The 18,749-nt window shown below is 60.6% G+C and carries 16 protein-coding genes; 7 read left to right on the top strand and 9 right to left on the bottom strand.

The window, feature by feature from the left end; translation table 11 throughout:
• The first annotated feature begins 134 nt into the window (after nucleotides 1-134).
• The 3 genes from acnA to KCG45_RS07400 all read left to right on the top strand — a co-directional run bounded on the left by acnA (nucleotide 135) and on the right by KCG45_RS07400 (nucleotide 3,718).
• Entirely contained in the window at nucleotides 135-2,807 is a 2,673-nt protein-coding gene (acnA, locus tag KCG45_RS07410; protein WP_218316620.1) for an aconitate hydratase AcnA, read from the top strand.
• Nucleotides 2,764-3,255 (top strand): rhodanese-like domain-containing protein, encoded by a 492-nt coding sequence (locus tag KCG45_RS07405; RefSeq protein ID WP_255548069.1) that lies wholly within the window; start codon nucleotides 2,764-2,766, stop codon nucleotides 3,253-3,255. The genes acnA and KCG45_RS07405 overlap by 44 nt, the downstream gene beginning before the upstream one ends.
• Nucleotides 3,256-3,388: 133 nt before the next feature.
• Complete coding sequence (locus KCG45_RS07400) at nucleotides 3,389-3,718, top strand: hypothetical protein (protein ID WP_218316618.1); 330 nt, start codon at nucleotides 3,389-3,391, stop codon at nucleotides 3,716-3,718.
• A gap of 4 nt (nucleotides 3,719-3,722) precedes the next feature.
• Here the strand turns inward: KCG45_RS07400 and ruvB are convergent, their stop codons facing one another.
• The 4 genes from ruvB to ruvA all read right to left on the bottom strand — a co-directional run bounded on the left by ruvB (nucleotide 3,723) and on the right by ruvA (nucleotide 6,517).
• Complete coding sequence (gene ruvB / locus KCG45_RS07395) at nucleotides 3,723-4,751, bottom strand: Holliday junction branch migration DNA helicase RuvB (RefSeq protein WP_218316616.1); 1,029 nt, start codon at nucleotides 4,749-4,751, stop codon at nucleotides 3,723-3,725.
• 139 nt (nucleotides 4,752-4,890) lie between these two features.
• Nucleotides 4,891-5,442, bottom strand: a complete 552-nt coding sequence (locus tag KCG45_RS07390; protein ID WP_218316614.1) for a DsrE family protein — start codon at nucleotides 5,440-5,442, stop codon at nucleotides 4,891-4,893.
• The gene (locus tag KCG45_RS07385; RefSeq protein ID WP_218316611.1) at nucleotides 5,439-5,912 is read right to left on the bottom strand and encodes a hypothetical protein; all 474 of its coding nucleotides are present in this window, start codon (nucleotides 5,910-5,912) and stop codon (nucleotides 5,439-5,441) included. The genes KCG45_RS07390 and KCG45_RS07385 overlap by 4 nt, the downstream gene beginning before the upstream one ends.
• Nucleotides 5,912-6,517: a Holliday junction branch migration protein RuvA gene (gene ruvA, locus KCG45_RS07380; protein ID WP_218316609.1), complete on the bottom strand. Its 606-nt coding sequence runs from the start codon at nucleotides 6,515-6,517 to the stop codon at nucleotides 5,912-5,914. Before ruvA ends, KCG45_RS07385 begins: the two co-directional genes overlap by 1 nt.
• A gap of 305 nt (nucleotides 6,518-6,822) precedes the next feature.
• Here ruvA and aroC point away from each other — a divergent pair, with 305 nt between their 5' ends.
• On the top strand, nucleotides 6,823-7,914 hold the full coding sequence (aroC, locus tag KCG45_RS07375) for a chorismate synthase (RefSeq protein ID WP_218317571.1): 1,092 nt from the start codon (nucleotides 6,823-6,825) through the stop codon (nucleotides 7,912-7,914).
• Nucleotides 7,915-7,973: 59 nt separating this feature from the next.
• On the opposite strand, the gene KCG45_RS07370 is transcribed toward aroC, so the two are convergent.
• Both KCG45_RS07370 and KCG45_RS07365 read right to left on the bottom strand, forming a co-directional pair.
• Complete coding sequence (locus KCG45_RS07370) at nucleotides 7,974-8,189, bottom strand: hypothetical protein (RefSeq protein WP_218316607.1); 216 nt, start codon at nucleotides 8,187-8,189, stop codon at nucleotides 7,974-7,976.
• Between the two features lie 172 nt (nucleotides 8,190-8,361).
• Nucleotides 8,362-9,285 (bottom strand): OmpA family protein, encoded by a 924-nt coding sequence (locus tag KCG45_RS07365; RefSeq protein WP_218316605.1) that lies wholly within the window; start codon nucleotides 9,283-9,285, stop codon nucleotides 8,362-8,364.
• A gap of 604 nt (nucleotides 9,286-9,889) precedes the next feature.
• Here KCG45_RS07365 and ahpC point away from each other — a divergent pair.
• From ahpC to katG, 3 genes are all read left to right on the top strand, one after another.
• Nucleotides 9,890-10,456: an alkyl hydroperoxide reductase subunit C gene (gene ahpC / locus KCG45_RS07360; protein WP_218316602.1), complete on the top strand. Its 567-nt coding sequence runs from the start codon at nucleotides 9,890-9,892 to the stop codon at nucleotides 10,454-10,456.
• A gap of 203 nt (nucleotides 10,457-10,659) precedes the next feature.
• Nucleotides 10,660-12,249, top strand: coding sequence for an alkyl hydroperoxide reductase subunit F (gene ahpF / locus KCG45_RS07355; RefSeq protein ID WP_218316601.1), 1,590 nt, complete (start codon nucleotides 10,660-10,662; stop codon nucleotides 12,247-12,249).
• Between the two features lie 153 nt (nucleotides 12,250-12,402).
• Nucleotides 12,403-14,607: a catalase/peroxidase HPI gene (katG, locus tag KCG45_RS07350; protein ID WP_218317570.1), complete on the top strand. Its 2,205-nt coding sequence runs from the start codon at nucleotides 12,403-12,405 to the stop codon at nucleotides 14,605-14,607.
• A 62-nt stretch (nucleotides 14,608-14,669) separates the two neighbouring features.
• Here the strand turns inward: katG and KCG45_RS07345 are convergent, their stop codons facing one another.
• From KCG45_RS07345 to mltA, 3 genes are all read right to left on the bottom strand, one after another.
• Nucleotides 14,670-16,547 (bottom strand): sensor histidine kinase, encoded by a 1,878-nt coding sequence (locus KCG45_RS07345; RefSeq protein ID WP_218316599.1) that lies wholly within the window; start codon nucleotides 16,545-16,547, stop codon nucleotides 14,670-14,672.
• 390 nt (nucleotides 16,548-16,937) lie between these two features.
• On the bottom strand, nucleotides 16,938-17,510 hold the full coding sequence (locus KCG45_RS07340) for a Smr/MutS family protein (protein WP_218316597.1): 573 nt from the start codon (nucleotides 17,508-17,510) through the stop codon (nucleotides 16,938-16,940).
• Entirely contained in the window at nucleotides 17,507-18,745 is a 1,239-nt protein-coding gene (gene mltA / locus KCG45_RS07335) for a murein transglycosylase A (RefSeq protein WP_218316595.1), read from the bottom strand. Before mltA ends, KCG45_RS07340 begins: the two co-directional genes overlap by 4 nt.
• Between the last annotated feature and the right edge of the window lie 4 nt (nucleotides 18,746-18,749).

Below are 18,749 nucleotides of genomic sequence, written 5' to 3'. Positions count from 1 at the left end.
AACCCTTGACGCAAAGGGTTATGTCTAGCAGGTGCTGAGCATAGAATTCGCGCCCGGACTCGCAGAGTTTCGGCACCCCCCTCCCCGCGCAGCCTCCACTGTTGCGGGACAGCCAACAAGGATGGGATATCCCGATGACAGCAATCGGCAAAGACTCGCTCAACACCCGCTCGACCCTTTCGGTGAACGGCACCGACTACGCGTATTATTCGCTCGCCAAAGCGGCTGAGCAATTGGGTGATGTGTCGAAATTGCCGAATTCGATGAAAGTGCTGCTGGAAAACATGCTGCGGTTCGAAGATGACGGCTTCACCGTTGGGCGCGAGCATGCGCAGGCAATCGTCGATTGGCAGAAAAACCCGGTCACCGGCAATGAAATCCAGTACCGCCCGGCTCGCGTGCTGCTCCAGGATTTCACCGGCGTGCCTTGCGTGGTCGATCTGGCCGCGATGCGCGACGCGATCAAGGAGCTCGGCGGAGACACGCAAAAGATCAATCCGCAGGTTCCCGTGAACCTCGTGATCGACCACTCGGTCATGGTCGATGAGTTCGGTCATCCGAAGGCGATGGAAGCAAACATGGCGCTCGAATATGAGCGCAATGCGGAACGTTACGACTTCCTAAAATGGGGTTCGAAGAGCTTTGAAAACTTCTCCGCCGTCCCTCCGGGGACCGGCATCTGCCACCAAGTGAACCTTGAGCATATTGCGCAAGGTATCTGGTCGAGCAAAGATCCCAATGGCGACATGGTCGCCTATCCCGATACCTGCGTCGGCACCGACTCGCACACCACCATGATCAATGGTTTGGGCGTGCTGGGCTGGGGCGTCGGCGGGATCGAGGCCGAAGCCGCCATGCTCGGCCAGCCGATCTCGATGCTGATCCCCGAAGTTGTCGGCTTCAAGCTCACCGGCAAGATGGCCGAAGGCGTCACCGCGACCGACCTCGTGCTGACCTGCGTGCAAATGCTGCGCGAAGTTGGCGTGGTGGGCCGCTTCGTCGAATTCTACGGCGAAGGCGTCGCCAACCTCACCCTCGCCGACCGCGCAACCATCGCCAACATGGCGCCGGAATACGGCGCAACCTGCGGCTTCTTCGGTATCGATGACAAGACCATCGAATATATGCGCCTAACCGGCCGCAGCGAAGAAAACCTCGCGCTGGTCGAAGCCTATGCCAAGGAACAGGGCATGTGGTTCGATCCGTCGCATGAACCGGTGTTCTCGAACACGCTGTCGCTCGATGTATCGTCGGTTGTGCCGAGCCTTGCCGGACCCAAGCGTCCGCAGGACCGTGTAATCCTTCCCGAAGTGGACGAGTTGTTCAACGGAGAGCTGAAGTCGGTTTACAACAAGGAGGGTGCCGAACGCACGCCAGTCGATGGCAAGGACCACGACATCGGCGATGGAGACGTTGTGATCGCTGCGATTACCAGCTGCACCAACACCTCAAACCCCGACGTACTGATTGCCGCGGGTCTGGTGGCTAAAAAGGCCGTTGAAAAGGGCCTCAAGCCCAAACCGTGGGTAAAGACTTCGCTCGCACCGGGATCGCAGGTTGTCACCGACTACCTCGTGAAATCGGGGCTTCAGGCCGATCTGGACGAGATCGGATTCGATTTGGTCGGCTATGGCTGCACAACCTGCATCGGTAATTCCGGCCCCCTTGCGCCGCCGATCTCTGATGCGATCAACAACAACAATATCGTTGCGGCGTCCGTCTTGTCGGGCAATCGCAATTTCGAAGGCCGTGTGTCGCAGGATGTGCGCGCAAACTTCCTCGCATCGCCGCCGCTCGTTGTTGCGTACGCGCTCAAGGGCACGGTGACAGAGGACATCACCACCACGCCGCTTGGGCAGGACCAGGACGGCAATGACGTGATGCTCGCCGATCTGTGGCCGAGCAACAAGGAGATCGCCGAGCACCGCGCCGCCAATATCGACCGCTCTATGTTCGTGAGCCGCTACGCCAACGTCTATGATGGCGATGAGCACTGGCAGGCAATCACCGTTGAACCATCCGATACCTATCAGTGGCGCGCCGGTTCGACCTATGTCGCAAACCCGCCCTATTTCGAAGGGATGGAGATGGAACCGGCTCCGATCACCGACATCCTCGATGCGAAGCCGCTCGCCATCCTGGGCGATTCCGTCACGACCGATCACATCTCGCCCGCCGGCGCTATTAAGGAAGACAGCCCCGCAGGCTCCTACCTCAAATCGAACCAGGTCGCGAAGAAGGACTTCAACTCCTATGGCTCGCGCCGCGGAAACCATGACGTGATGATGCGCGGCACCTTCGCCAATATCCGCATCCGCAACGAAATGGTCCCCGGCGTCGAAGGCGGCGAAACCACATACAATGGCGAGCGGATGCCGATTTACGATGCCGCGATGAAACACAAGGCAGACGGTACCCCGCTGATCGTCGTCGGCGGCAAGGAATATGGCACCGGCTCGTCGCGCGACTGGGCCGCCAAAGGCACAATCCTGCTAGGTGTGCGCGCAGTCATCGTCGAAAGCTTCGAGCGTATCCACCGCTCGAACCTTGTTGGAATGGGCGTGCTGCCGCTGCAGTTCAAGAACGGTGACACCCGCGAAACGCTCGGGCTGACTGCCGAAGACACGTTCTCGATCAAGGGATTGGGCGATCTGACGCCGGGCCAGGACGTCACGATCGAAGTAACCCGCGGCGATGGCTCGACCTTCACCTTCACCGCACTTTGCCGGATCGATACCGCGAACGAAATGGAATATTACCGCAATGGCGGCATCCTCCATTACGTGCTGCGCAAACTGGCAGCCTGATAGCCTGGCTATGCGCTTTCTGCTTACCCTCTCATGCGGAGCCGCGCTGACTGCGTGCGGCCCGCAGGAGGCGGTGAGCGAACTGGTCAAAGATGAGATCAACGATTCTGCGACGCGCAGCGAAGTATCGGGCGCTGTGATCGATCTGACGGCTGCGCAGCTTCGTTCGCGGATCGATCGCGGCGATGTGCGGCTGATCGATGTGCGCACGGCCGAAGAGGTCGCTGGAGGAATGATTGGCGGCGCACAACACATCGCCCTTGATTCATTCGATCCCTCGGCGCTGGATACAGGCGATGGACGCGAGATAGTGCTCTACTGCCGCTCAGGTCGCCGGTCGGGTATCGCCGCAACGAGGCTAGCAGAACATCTCGGGCGCCCTGTGCCGCATCTTTCGGGCGGGATATCCGCGTGGCAGGAAGCGGGCCTGCCGACGGCGTCGCCGTAAACTGGTCCAGTTCGAGAGATCGCGGCGGGATGGTCAAGCTCCTTGCAGTCCCTAATTCGCCCGGCTTGCATGCGGGCGTCATCCAACTATGCTTCGGAATCATGGGGCTAGTTATATCGACAGGAGGGTATTCATGGCCATTGCATTGCTAATCGGGTCCGCTTTGCTGGTATCGCTGCAGGCACAGGCCGCGCCGCAGACGAGCGAGGACGAACCGAAAGCCGTCGAGGCAAGCGAGGTAAGCGCGAACCCGACTGAAGCTGTCGATGCCGAGCCTGAAGTCACTGCAGCCGCCGCCGAGGAGGATGAAATCATCTGCCGCCGCACGCGCGTGGTCGGTTCACGCTTCAACAAGAAGCTGTGCGGCACAAAGGCCCAGTGGGAAGCAATGTCCGATCGCAGCCGGGATACCGCGCAGGAATTTCAGCGCAAGGGCCGTAGCATTCGCCAACCTGGCGGCTGAGCCCTCAGCTTTCCTCGAATAACCCTCCCTGAGGTTTTCGAGGGGGCTGCATGTCCAGATGCTCCCAGCCCGCATCGTTGAGCATGCGGCCCCGCGCTGTGCGCGCGAGCAGGCCGAGTTGGATGAGATAGGGCTCGATCACGTCCTCGACCGTATCGCGCGGCTCGGCCAATCCCGCGGCGAGAGTTTCAACACCGACCGGCCCGCCTTTGTACGTGGTGGCAATCATCGAGAGATACCGCCGGTCCATCACGTCGAGACCGAGGCTGTCGATTTCCAGACGGGTGAGAGCGTCGTCCGCAGCGGCCCGTGTCACGACCGCCTGGCCCGCCACATGGGCGAAGTCGCGCACCCGCCGCAGCAGCCGGCCCGCAACTCGCGGCGTGCCGCGAGAACGCCGGGCGATCTCCCTCGCGCCCTGCTCATCGATTTCGAGCCCCAAGAGCCGGGCGCCGCGCGTGACGACCCGGTCGAGTTCTTCGTGCGTGTAGAACTGCAGGCGCACCGGAATGCCGAAGCGGTCGCGCAGTGGCGTCGTCAGCAGACCCTGCCGCGTTGTCGCACCGATCAGCGTGAAAGGCGGAAGGTCGATCCGGACACTCCGCGCCGAGGGCCCTTCGCCGATGATGATGTCGAGCGCGCGGTCCTCCATCGCGGGATAGAGCACTTCCTCGACCACCGGATTGAGCCGGTGAATCTCGTCAATGAACAGCACATCATGCGGTTCGAGATTGGTGAGGAGCGCCGCGAGGTCGCCCGCCTTGGCGATCACCGGGCCGGAGGTCGCACGGAAACCCACACCCAGCTCGTTTGCGACGATCTGAGCCAGCGTCGTCTTGCCGAGTCCGGGAGGCCCGAAGAACAGCGTGTGGTCCATCGCCTCGCCGCGCGACTTGGCGCTCTCGATGAAGACACGCAGATTGTCGCGCGCAGCCTCCTGTCCGATGAACTCGCCGAGCGACTTGGGCCGGAGCGCCGCGTCCGGGTCGCCAGGTTGGCGATCGGGAGAGTGGAGGGGGATGGGGTCAGTCATTCGTATCTGCAGTTGTCTCTTTGGTGGTCCAAGGCTCCCCCACGATCCAAGCAGCTATCGCGGTCGAGCCAGTCATCGACCAAGGCTCCGACGATCATCCCGGTCGCGAACACGACAAATCCAATCGCAGTCTTTCGCATCAAAACGGGTTCACCGTATAGCCGCGTTGTTGCAGCAGCGCGTGGGCGGTCATAGCGGAGATCTCCAGTTCTACGCCTTCGATCAGGTGCTCAGCCTTGACGCCGTAGACGCTCGCGCTCTGGCCGCAGACCACGAAGCGGATGCCTTGGTCGAGCATGGCGGCAACCATCGGGGCGCTCGCGTTCGGTTCCATATCGCGCCCACCGCGCACTTCGTCGGTCACAAGGTCAAGCACCGCCTTGCCATGCACTACCACGGCGAGGCTGATCCGGTCCTTGGGCACGCCCGCTGCGACATGCATGTTGGTGAACCGCGCCGCGCTCTCGAACTTGCGGTTGCGCGCGCCGTCATCGGCTTTGTCCGCCACGTCGAAGGCAATGCGGAACTCGGCTGTCGGGTCAATGGCATTGGCGCCGGGGACCGGAGCATGCGGGCCGAACTCGGTGAACACCGGGCCGGTGTCGAAGGCGCTGAAGTCTGGCTCTTGCCCTGCGGCGGGGGCGGCGAGAACCAGGGCGTATCCGACTATCAATCGCGTTCTTCTGATCATGTTATGGCGTCCAGACCTACCAATGCACCAAGCAAAAACATGCTAAGTGACACAAGCGCAGCAACAAATCCCAAGCGTTCCGCTCGATGGCTTTTGTGCTCATGAGGCGAGGGATCGAATACTCTCTCTAGCTCAAGTGAATCCGAAAGTGCCTGCCTTGAGCGTTCATACTCTGCCTGCATGACGTATCCTTGAGACTCGTAGCCAGCGATGTAGATCACAAGTGCCGCGAAGCAGCCAATTCCGAACCAAATGAAGCTCCAAAAAAGCGCATCTGGCTCGACGATGGCTTTTGTGTTGCCTGCAAATGTGAGGAGAGAAACGATACCCCCGCCATTGGCCAAGAACAAACTCTTGATTCCAGCCTGCGCATACTCGACAGAAAAACGGAGGCGATCATGAGCTGAGTTCCACCATCGCTCGCCTTCGTCCCGAGCGACCTGCTTCTGTTCTTCGGAAAGTTGCCCCATCACCCAGCCGCCTTCTTCAGCGCAACGCGGATCAGGTCGCCCTCGTTCGCGCCTTCGCCCAGCTCGGTTTGCGCCCGTGCGACGGCCTGCGCGGCTATAGCGGGCTTGAAGCCAAGGTTCTCGAGCGCGCTCACGGCGTCGGCGCTGGCACCACCTGCAGGCACGCTTGCCGCAACGCCGTCTGCCATGCCGCCGCCGGGCAGCGCACCGGCTTTGTCCTTCAGCTCATTGACGATGCGCCCGGCGAGCTTTGGCCCGACGCCCTGCGCCCGCGCCACGGTCGCGGCATCGCCGCCGGCACACGCATCGCGCACTTCGCCGGTGGAAAGCGCGGACAGGATTGCAAGGCCCACCTTGCTCCCCACGCCCTGCACCTGAGTGAGCAACCGGAACCAGTCGCGCTCGGCGCTTTCGGCAAAGCCCAGGAGGCGCATGTCGTTCTCGCTTACCTGCAGATCGGTGTGCACGGTGCATGCCTCGCCTACGTCACCCAAGGCCGCGAGCGTCTTGGTCGAGCAGTGGACCAGATAGCCGACGCCCTGCACATCGACGATGGCCCAGTCCTCGCCGGTCTCATCCAGCCTGCCTGATAGCTTTGCAATCATGGCCTGCTTGTCCTCCATTTGCGCCGCGATTGCCAGCACCCAGAGCCTGTTATCGTCATCCCAGCGAGCGCTTGACCAATCGCCGGAAACGGGGGCCAGGCGGAGACATGGACCGCATGTTACACGGTCCTGGGACCGAAAACGGATCGATTATAACGCTGCCATTCCATCGCCTAAATCGATTACTGCGGTGATTGGTGCGCGGTGCCATCGACGCCTCACCTACAGCGATCGAACGCAGTAGGAAAACCATGCGCCGTCACCGCCGTCTCGACACTCCCGATGATTTCGCTATGGCTTGGCGCATGAGTGTCAACACGTTCGGGCGCGTTCTGCGCTTCACCACATGGGGAGAAAGCCACGGGCCGGGTCTTGGTGCCGTGATAGACGGGTGCCCGCCTGGACTGGCTTTGAACGAACGGTACATCCAGCCGTTCATGGACGCCCGGAAGCCTGGCCAGAACCGTTTCACGACGCAGCGCAAGGAAGACGACCTCGTCAAGATCCTGTCGGGTGTGTTCGACGATGCGAGCGGCGAACAGGTCACGACCGGTACGCCGATCCACCTGATGATCGCAAACACCGATCAGCGGTCCAAGGATTACTCCGAGATCGCGCAAAGCTATCGCCCCGGACATGCCGATTACACCTATGACGCGAAATACGGCATCCGCGATTACCGGGGTGGCGGCCGGTCGAGTGCGCGTGAAACCGCCGCCCGCGTGGCCGCAGGGGCTGTGGCTCGCCTGATAATTCCGGAGGTAAGAATTACCGCCTATGTCTGCGAGCTTGGCGGCGACAAGATCGATCCCGAGGCGATCAACTTCGACGAGATCGGTAACAATCCGTTCTTCTGTCCCGACAGCTGGGCTGCAAAACGCTGGGAAACACTCGTGGAAAATGCGCGCAAGAACGGATCGTCGCTCGGCGCGGTTGTCGAATGCGTCGCGGAAGGTGTCCCTGCCGGATGGGGAGCGCCCGTTTACGGCAAGCTCGACAGTGATCTTGCCTCCGCCATGATGAGCATCAACGCGACCAAAGGCGTGGAAATCGGCGATGGCTTCGAAGCTGCGCGGCTCACCGGGGAGCAGAACGCCGATGCGATGTCACCGGGCACGGATGGCAAGCCCGTCTATGCCAGCAATCATGCCGGCGGGACTGCGGGCGGCATTTCAACCGGACAGCCGGTCGTGTGCCGCGTGGCGTTCAAACCGACAAGTTCGATCCTCACCCCGGTCGATTCGATCACCGCAGATGGCGAAGCGACCAAGGTCCGCACGAAAGGGCGCCACGATCCCTGCGTCGGGATCCGCGGCACTCCCGTAGTCGAGGCGATGATGGCGCTGGTGTTGGCCGATCACAAAATGCTGCACCGCGCCCAGATAGAGCAGCCCTGACTCGCGTTACGGCGCGCCCTGACCCGAGCAAAGCCGTTCCGAAAGTTAGTCGCTAGCGACTAACGCTTCTTCAATTGCTTGATGAAGCTCTTCCATTCGCTCTGGTTTTTTTCTCCGACGGATTCCTCCCGCTCCAGCTTGCGGGCGAGCCTGTCGTGCTGGACGGCAGTCTCGCGCAGGCGGCGAGCGACTACGGGATCGGAGTGCGCGGAGGCCAGTTGCCGAGCCTTCCGCGCGAGCTGTTGGTAATGAATCGAGTCGCGCATCGGTTCCATGCCGTAAACTTACGATCCGGCTAACGCGGCTGCAAGACGAGCTGCCGCTTTTGCACACAGCGAATGTGGCAACGTCCCAATTTGAACCTGATGGGAGAACAGCGCTCCAACAAAAAAGGGGCGAGCCTTCCGGCCCGCCCCTCAATTCATAGAATGTTTGTTTTGAAGAGGCTTAGTTGTTGCCCAAACCTTCGACACTCTTGCTGACGAGGATGTTCACCGCGACACGGCGGTTCTGCGCCTTGCCTTCGTCGGTGTCGTTGCTCGCCGCCGGATCGGATTCGGCCAGACCCGTCGGGGTCAGCATCCGCCAAGGCTTCCAGCCGCACTGCTGCTGGAGATAGTTGACCACGCGGCCAGCGCGCTTCTCGCTGAGTTCCTGGTTGATCTCGTAAGTGCCCGTAGAGTCGGTGTAGCCGACCACGAGGAGCAGTGCGTTATCGAGGGCTTCGGCTTCGGTGGCCGCGGTGCAAAGCTCGGTGCGGGCCTGATCCGACAGGTTGAACTTGCCGGTGTCGAAATAGACGTTGGTCGTGCCCTTGATGTTGTACTGATCGATCGCGCCGAACCGTCCGCGCAGAGCTTCGGTCGCGGCCTTGTTTTCGCTGATAGCAGCGCCCTGCTGGGCAAACTGCTGCGATGTCCCGCCGCGCACGATGGCTGCGGTTCTCAGGTCCTTGCTTTTGAGATCGATCTCGGTCGCGACCAGGCCGCGGCCCCACTGCACGGTCTCAGCCTTGATCGGCAGGCCATTGAGCAGCGAATCCGCGTTCAATTGATCGCGGTCGAGGCCGAGGAAACCGCCCGAAGACTTGATTTCGGTCGATTGGCCGAGGATCAGGACAGTGCTGGTACCATCAGCTGCGGTGACCTGGATCTGGTTGTCGTTGCGCGCGGTGATCAGACCTTCGATTTCAGGTCCTTCGGTAAGGCCGGAAAGATCGGTCGGCGGCGAACCGTAGACGGTCGTCAGCACTTGGCCGTCGGCACCTTCTGCCGCGGCAACTTCGTCTTGGGCGGCAAGGCCGACCGGTGCAGAGGCCAGCAGCATCGCCGGCAAAATCAGCGCTTTTGGCGCGTTGGAAATAAAGTTCATTGGTTACTCCTTGAAAAACTTTTCAACCGGTCCGGCGTCTTTGCGGCACAACCACCGCACGCCCCCAAGACGACCGTCTTCGATTTTTATGGCCTGGAAATTAGGCGGCCCGGCTGTCAGAACCCCTGTCATCTCTTGAACAAGATGCGTGGCATGGATGTCGCACTTGCTCACCATGCGACGCGTGAGTTGTCACCTCTACCTTGCTCCCACATGAACCGAAAAGAGGCGACCAACCGTTGAGAGGGTAATTGGAGCGGCCCGTGCGACGAGTTGAGCCGAATGCGGTTTTGCCGAAGCGGAATCCGACCCGCGCGCGTTAACCATCGGCAGTTATCGGGCGCAATCCGGCACCGGCTCAACCGATTCTCTGGCGGTCCTTGAAATGGGCAGCGCCGATTTCGCGCCGGAAATCGGCAATCAGAGAGAACCCGAAGGCAACCCCGTCCGCGCCTCCACAGCCCAGGAACGAAATTGAAAAGTTCCCGTTTGAGTGATTGAAAAATCCGATCTTCGCAATCGCACAATTGCGCTTTTGTGCGGTGCAACGCGGCCTACATGGGACGCATCAGTTTCAACCAATCCTACCAAGGGGACATCTATCATGGGCATTATCGGCTCGAGCATCAAACCGTTCAAAGCCACCGCGTTCAAGGCAGGCGAAGACTTTTACGAAGTCACGCAGGAAGATCTTTCCGGCAAATGGGCGGTGTTCTTCTTCTATCCGGCTGACTTCACATTTGTGTGCCCGACCGAACTCGAAGACCTCGGTGAAAAATACGACATGCTTCAAAACATGGGCGTCGACGTCTACGCCGTGTCGACCGACACGCATTTCAGCCACAAGGCCTGGCACGACACGTCGGACAAGATCGGAAAACTGAAGTTCGCTTTCCTGGGCGACCAGATGCACACGCTGGCAAACAATTTCGGCGTGCTGCGCGAAGACAGCGGTCTTGCTGACCGTGCGACCTTCGTGATCGATCCCGACGGCGTGATCCAGATCATGGAAATCACCTGTGAAGGCGTGGGCCGAAATGCCAACGAACTCACCCGCAAGATCAAGGCGGCGCAATATGTCCGCGCCAATCCCGGCCAGGTCTGCCCGGCGGCGTGGGAAGAAGGCAGCGAAACGCTCGCCCCCTCGCTCGATCTTGTCGGCAAGATCTAAGCCATACGAAGAGACAGCGCGGCACCCCCTCCCTTTTTGCCGCGCTGTCACATAGCCCCGAGCGGCAACGTTCGGGTTGCGACAGGGTCCGGCCACATGCTGCTGCCCACTCCCCCTCCCTCGGGCGGAGCACGTGCCGGACCCACTTTACGACGTTACGGGGGAATTCGGTTTCTCCCTTCAGCAACCGGAAGAGACCATCCATGCTCGATGCCAACATGCAGGCCCAGCTCAGGCAATACCTCGCCAATCTTCGCGAACCGATCGAACTGGTCGCATCGCTGGACGACGGGGCGAAATCCGCGCAGACGCGCGAGCTCCTGACGGAAATTGCCGAACTGCATGACATGGTCACCGCAAGTTTCGACGGCACGCATGATCGCAAGCCCAGCTTCATCATCCGCCGCGCAAGCGATGCCAACAAGTGGGTGCGCTTCGCCGGCCTGCCGATGGGCCATGAGTTCACGTCACTGGTACTCGCACTGCTGTGGGCGGGTGGCCATCCGCCGAAAGTAGATGCCGACCTGATCGAGCAGGTCCGTGCGCTCGAAGGCGATTACGATTTCGAGATGTTCTTCTCGCTGAGTTGCCACAATTGTCCAGACGTGGTGCAGGCGCTTACGCTGATGGCGCTCGAGAACACGCATATCACTGCCACGCTGATCGAAGGCGGCACCTTCCAGAACGAGGTCGAGGAGCGCGGTGTACTCGCTGTGCCTGCGACTTTCCTCAACGGCGAGAGTTTCTTCAACGGCAAGATGGAGCTCGCCGAGATCCTTTCGAAACTCGACAGCGGCGCAGATGCGAAGGCAGCTGAAAAGCTCGCCTCGAAAGACCCATTCGAGGTGCTGATTATCGGCGGCGGCCCGGCAGGTGCGGCCTCCGCTGTGTATACGGCGCGCAAGGGCTTTCGTACTGGCATCGCGGCCGAGCGCTTCGGCGGGCAGTTGCAGGATACGCTCGGGATCGAGAACCTGCCCGGCACCAGCTACACCGAAGGGCCGAAGCTTTCAGACGATCTGAAGAAACAGATCGGCGAAAACGACGTCGATCTGATGGATCTCGCCCGCGCCGTCCAGCTCAAGCCGGCGAGCGAAGCGGGCGGATTCCACGAAGTGACGTTAGCAAATGGCGCCGCACTAAAATCGCGCGCGTTGATCCTTTCGACCGGCGCCCGCTGGCGCAATCTTGGCGTTCCCGGTGAAGCCGAATACCGCAACAAGGGCGTCGCCTATTGCCCTCACTGCGACGGGCCACTGTTCAAAGGCAAACGGATTGCAGTGATCGGCGGCGGCAATTCGGGTGTCGAGGCGGCTATCGACCTCGCCAAAATCGTCGGCCACGTCACGCTGATCGAATATGACAGCAAGCTGCGCGCCGACGAGGTTCTCCAGCGTAAGCTGCGCAGTCTGGCCAATGCCGAAATCATCACCAATGGCCAGACCACCGAGATAACGGGCGATGGCTCGCGCGTAGGCGGGCTCGTGCTCAAGGACCGGACAAGCGGCGAGGAGCGACGGATCGACCTCGAAGGCGTGTTCGTCCAGATAGGGCTCGTGCCGAACACCGAATGGCTTGCCGACAGCGGTGTCGAGCTTTCGCAATACGGCGAGATTATCGTAGACGATCACGGTGCGACCAATCTGCCCGGTATCTACGCGGCAGGCGACGCTACCACCGTGAAGGACAAGCAGATCGTGGTCGCAATGGGCACCGGCGCAACCGCAGGTCTTGGCGCATTCGATTATCTCATCCGCAACGAGCCGGTCGAGGATATCGCGCAGGCGGCTTGATTGCCCTTGGCTCGCGCGGACAGTCGGTCTTGAGCGAAAAACTTAATCAAACCCGGCGCATTAATCGATTGGACTGATTAGCGCGCATGCATCATCATGATATTGTCGATCTCGGGTGGGTCCCGAGTCTTGAGAGTGTCAAAGGAGAGAATGATGGATGCGAAAACGGGCGAAATGAGCGGTGGCTGCCCATTCCACGGTGATGGCGCAATGCGCACGCTGCTGGGCCGGACGAACAAGGACTGGTGGCCCGAAGCAACGCAGCTCGACATCCTGACCGAGCAAGGCAAGAGCGCCAATCCCTACGGCGAAGATTTCGATTACGCAGAAGCATTCAACACGGTCGATTATAAAGCGCTGAAGGGCGACCTGACTGCGCTGATGACCGACAGCCAGGATTGGTGGCCGGCCGATTACGGTCATTACGGCCCGTTCTTCATCCGCATGGCGTGGCACGCGGCAGGCACCTATCGCACCGGCGATGGCCGCGGCGGTGCAGGCACGGGGCAGCAGCGTTTCGCCCCGCTCAACAGCTGGCCCGACAACGGCAACCTCGACAAGGCGCGCCGACTGCTATGGCCGATCAAGCAGAAATATGGGCGCAACATCAGCTGGGCCGACCTTTTCATACTGACAGGCAATGTCGCGATCGAAAGCATGGGCGGTCCGGTCTTCGGGTTTGGCGGCGGACGCAAGGACGTGTTCGAGCCTGAAAGCGTTTACTGGGGTACCGAGGAACAGTGGGTGGACCAGGGCGCCGCGACGCGCATCGAACCCGATGCTGGCAAAGCACTCGAAAATCCGCTCGCCGCGATCCAGATGGGCCTGATCTACGTCAATCCGGAAGGTCCGGGCGGCAATCCCGATCCGCTCCAGAGCGCGCGCGACATGCGCGAAACGTTCGCGCGCATGGCGATGAATGATGAAGAAACCGTCGCCCTGACTGCTGGCGGTCACGCATTCGGCAAGGCGCATGGCGCAGAGCCTTCCGACACGTTCGGCGGCTCACCAGAAAGCGAAGCGCTGGAATTGCAGGGCTTCGGCTGGCTCAACGATGAGGACGAGATCGGCAAAGGCCACATCACGACCTCGGGCATCGAAGGGTCTTGGTCGAACAACCCGACATCGTGGAGCCACGATTATTTCCGCATCCTGTTCAAATACGAATTCGAACTGGTGAAAAGCCCGGCGGGCGCACAGCAATGGACGCCGATCAATCCCGATGAGGCGGATATGGCTCCGGACGCCCGCGATCCTTCGAAGAAGGTGCCAACCATGATGACCACCGCTGATATGGCGCTGAAAATGGATCCGGATTACCGCAAGATTTCGGAACGCTTCCTCGAAAACCCGGAGCAGCTCGACGATGCTTTCGCGCGCGCGTGGTTCAAACTGTGCCACCGCGACATGGGTCCCAAGATTCGCTATCTCGGCCCGGAAGTCCCGAGCGAAGAGTTGATCTGGCAGGATCCGATCCCCGCTGGAACCCAGCCATCGGACAGCGCGGTCGCCGATTTCAAGTCGAAGGTGATCGATAGCGGCCTCAGCGTCTCGGCGCTGGTTAAAGCGGCCTGGGCCTCGGCTTCGACCTACCGCAATTCGGATCACCGCGGCGGTGCGAACGGCGCACATATCCGCTTCGATGCGATGAAGAACTGGGCAGCGAATGATCCCGACGAGCTCGGTAAAGTCCTTTCGAAGCTTGATGAGCTGCGCGGCGATATCTCGATGGCCGATGCCATCGTGCTTGGCGGTGCAGCGGCGGTTGAAAAGGCAGCCAAGGATGCCGGCCACACTGTCAGCGTCGATGTCACCACAGGCCGCGGCGATGCGACCGAAGAGCAATTCGATGCCGAAAGCTTCGAGCCGCTGGAACCGTTCGCCGACGGTTTCCGCAATTACCTCAAGACCAAGGCGAACGTCCGCACGGAGGACATGCTGATCGACAAGGCGCACCTGCTGGGTCTTTCGATCCCCGAGCTGACCGTTCTGGTCGGCGGGATGCGAGCGCTCGGCGCGAATTCAGGCAACACCAGCCACGGCGTTTTCACCAACCGTGTCGGCCAGCTGACGCCGGACTTCTTCACCAACCTGCTCGACATGGGCAACAAGTGGGTGATCGTCGACGGTAGCGGTGATGAGGAATATGTCGGCAGCGATCGCAAGACAGGCGAGGAGAAGTTCCGCGCCACTCGCACCGACCTGGTCTTCGGATCGAATTCGCAGCTGCGCGCCCAGGCAGAGGTTTACGCCGAAGCCGGGAGCGAGGAGAAGTTCGTGAACGATTTCGTAGCGGCATGGACCAAGGTGATGGACGCCGACCGGTTCGATCTTCAATACGCCAAGTACCACAAGTAAGGAACATCCCCCCAGTGGCTAACGAGGCCCCCGACATCTTCGTCGGGGGCCTTTTTTATTTGTCAGGCGCCGCGAAGCCTATCCGGTATAGGCGCAATGCGCCAAGTCGTCCCGCAATCGTCCAGCATTTGCGCCTGAGCGCCAAGCTGATCAGCGAGATCGTGGATTAATTGAGTGCCGCCACCGCTTATTTTATCTGGATCAGGCGGTCCATCGCCATCGTCCGAGATCAGTAGGACTCTCTGCCTACCTTCGGTTCGCAAAGTTACCGCTACCGAGCCGGGTTCTTTCGAACCAAAAGCATGCTTGCATACATTCATTAGCGCTTCACACACGATTAGCCCTATCGGTGTTACGACGCTCGCATGAAGCTGCCTGTCTTCCACATCAAGCTCAAGGCCGATCGGTCCACCGCTGCGAAAAGCACTTAGTACCTCGCGCGACAAGTCGGTCAGGAAGGGGCGCGCATCGACATTCGCACCCTCGGTCGATCTATGCAGCCTGTCATAAACCATCGACATTACTTTGATCCGCTGAGCCACCTCGCTTGGCTCGCTGGCCGATAGCGCATCGGCTCCCTGGTTTCTCTGACGTGCTTCGGCGCGAATGAGACTTGCGGCGAGCTGGAGGGCATTCTTCGTGCGGTGCTGTTCTTCCGAAACGATCAACGTTTGCAGCGTGGCAGCGCGCTTCTGGTTGCGATAGGCGACAAAGATCAGCACGGCGATAATCGCCACTGCAAGCGCGCCGAGGATCGCCGAATTCTGCCGCAATTGCGCGCGGTCCAACCGCGCCGCTTGCAGCAAGCGGTCCCGCTCCAGTCCTGCGATCGCCTCGTCGCGCGACCGGATCTGCATCAACGTCTCTACATTGACCGTTGCCTGCAGTTTTTCGGCCTGCATCCAGTCGGCATAGTTGGACAGAGCATAACGGGCATATCGCAGAGCTTCCGACGGCCGACCGAGACGATCCATCACGATCGCCATGTTCCTCGCATAGTTCACGGCATAAAAGGGATCCACTCCGTCGAGTTTGGTCTCGATAGTTTCTCCGCTATCGAGATCGATGGCAGTTGCCCCGAACTTGAGAGCCTGCTCCGCTTCCACGATGCGGTTTGCGTCCAGCAGCCGTGCTGCTTTCCATACAGAAAATTCCGCGTATACCGGAGCAGGTAGGAAATCCAGGCCGCGCTCCAATACACGGTCGGCGACCCTGAAGGCCGCGTCGGGTTGTCCCATCCCGTAAAGAGTTTTCGCGCGAGCAGTGTCTATATAGCTTGCGAGCACTGTACTATCGTTTGATTCTTCCAGCTGGGTGACTTCATCGAAAATCGCCATAGCTTCTTCGTATCGCTCCAACTCCAGTAGGCTATAGCCTATACTTAGGGTTGCAGACGCATAGTTCACGGAAGACTTCAGGTTGCCTTGTTCAAGCTCACGAGCGGCGGTTTCATAGATCGAAATAGCCAGTTCATAATCCCCGAGGTCGAATATAGCCTTTCCCAAGCTAAGGTTAGCGGTCCCCGCTAAAGCGGACTCCCCGGCGTTTTCCAGAACCTGGATACGTTGTTGGGTTTTTTCGATCGCCGTCACGGTATCCTGGTTTAACCGCGCGACAAACGCTTCAGCCATCAGAGCGTTCACCAACGGGACCGGACTATCGAGCAGTACATGCAGTTCGCGAAAGCGAGCGGCAATTTCGGGCAGTCCATCCTGGCTAGAGGAATCCCGCAAATAGTCGGATAGAGACCGCAGCGCGAAGTTTTCAGCAACCAAATCCCCCCGCTCGCGAGCCTCAGCTACACGCTTGCGCAGTTGCGAGCGCTGGCGGGTCGCGTCAGTTCCAGGCGATACGGTCGCTTTGGCAAGCGCAGCCTTAAATCGCGCCTCAGGAGCCAGAGCCTCGAGCTTCAATGCAGGGATACCGTCGGCCGCCGGCAACAGAAAGTTCCCAAGCATTGCATCGAGATGAAACAGCTGCATCCGGGGGGACGCGTCTAATATCGTCTGAACACACTTACCCAAGGGACGGTCGTCAAGATTGTCATATTCCCGAAAACATGGCGACGCCTTCAGATCCTCATACTTGAATTCATAGACTTTCTGCTCTGTCTCGGCGGCTAGAGGGGCAGCAGCGCACAGGCATGCCAATACATAAATGGCTCGCATCAGCATCCTATTCAAACCCCTGTCTAATTCTATTTTTCGTGAACCTGCCGAGTCTCGACAATTGAAACGATTGAACCGACTGTTTTCAGTTAGCGAAACTAGCACAAGGCGCAATTTTTGCGATTCAAACTAGTGGCGATGGTCGCTCGTGTTTCGTTCTCTCTAACGCCGCCGTTTCAGCACCAAATAGAGCGCGCCCTCGCCGCCATGGCGGATATGCGCGCGGCGCACAGCGGCGATGCTGTCGGCGTGATGGCTGGCGGCAAGCCAATCCAGCAGCTTTGCCCGGATCGCGCCGCGCTTATTACCGCGATCGGCCGGATCAACGGGACGTTCCCGCCCGGCGATCACGAGAACAACCCGCGCATCCATCGCGCGCGCCTGGTCAAGGCCGCTGACGATCCGGCCGTATGCGCTGTCGAGCGTGTGACCGTGCAGGTCGAGCGTATAATCGGGAGCGATTTGTCCCGCTTTCAACTTTCTGTTCCAGTGCGAATCAAGCTCGGATGAGAACATCCGGCGCGGCGAAGGTGGCGGTTGACGGGCTGGCAAAGGTGCACGTTTGGGCGGGGTCGGAGCGATGGGAGCAGGTGCGGGCTTCACCGTTGAAGACGCGACCTTGGCGGGTGTCTTGGAGACTGGCGGAGCCTTGCGCCCGGCCAGCGGCGTCACGCTTTGTGCCAAACGCGCCCATGCCTGCTGTTCTTCGCTGCTCAGCCCGCGCGGGAAACTCATGGAACTTGGCGCAGACGCTCGGCGCTCACTTTCGGCAGCAGGACCAGCGCTTCCCCGCGACCGCTCATGCCGCCCGCAATCGAGCGTGCGTCATCGCCTGCGCCCCAAAACGTGTCGAACCGGTTCGCGCCCTTGATCGCGCCGCCCGTATCCTGCGCGATCCACAAGCCATCAGCAACATCGCGGTCGAGATCGAGATAGACCGGCGCACCGTAGGGCACGTATCTGGGATCGACCGCCACGGCATTGCGGGCGCGCACCGGCACTCCGATCGAACCGAGCGGACCTTCACCATCAAGCTCGCGGAAAAACACCCAGCTTTCATTCATGCGCATCAGGTCGGCGCCCTCATGCGGGTTTTCGCGCAGATATTGCATGATGCCCTGCATCGAGGCCGCATATTGGCCCGGTCCGTCACCCAGCAAACCGCGCTCGCGCATAACCCCGCCGATCCCGGTGTAGCCATGACCGTTCTGGCCAGCATAACCGATGCGGATGACTTCGCCGGTGTCGGTAACGAGGCGGCCGGAGCCTTGAATCTGGAGGAAGAAGAGTTCGACCGGGTCGCTCGCATAGGCGAGCACCGGCGCGCTGCCATCGAGAGCGCCTGCCTCGATTTCTGCGCGGGTGTAATGCGGAACACAGCTGCCGCTGGCCGTGCGCCGGGAAAGCGGTGCGCGGCCGGTCCGCTCGCTTTCCGGAATGTCGTCGCGCCAGCACCGCTCGAGATCGTTCGGCACGCCGTAGACCGGTACGTCGGTCGATGAGCGGCGCGTGAGGTTACCGCTGATCTCCGGCTCGAAATAGCCTGTGGCGAAAGCGCGGCCATCGCCAACGCGAACCGGAGTAAACTGCGTCGAGAAAAATTGCGCCGCGCGTACGCGCGGCCAGCTCGCCGCAGCGCGGCATGGCTCCTGCCAATCGGATGGCCGGGTCAATCCCGACGTATCGTCTCGCCGGGTGGCAACCGGACAGGACAACAGAAAGGCATCAAGGTCCGCCGCCGCATCGACAGAGCTGATGCTGTTGAGGAGAAGTGGGGAGAGCGCAAACGCGCCCATCTGGATCGCGGTGCCACCCGAATAGGCGGGAGCGGGAGGTGCTGCGGCCACGGTTGTCGCAGAGGCGCTGGGACTAGGTGCCGGAAGGCTCGTGACCGGCGGTGCAGCATCGGGGATCATCCGTCCGCAACCGGCCAGCACGAGCAGGAAAGCCAATGCCAAACCGATGCGCATGCTA

The sequence above is a fragment of the Erythrobacter ani genome (assembly GCF_019204025.1).
GTDB lineage: Bacteria > Pseudomonadota > Alphaproteobacteria > Sphingomonadales > Sphingomonadaceae > Erythrobacter > Erythrobacter ani.
This window is presented reverse-complemented; position numbering and strand designations above follow the sequence as displayed.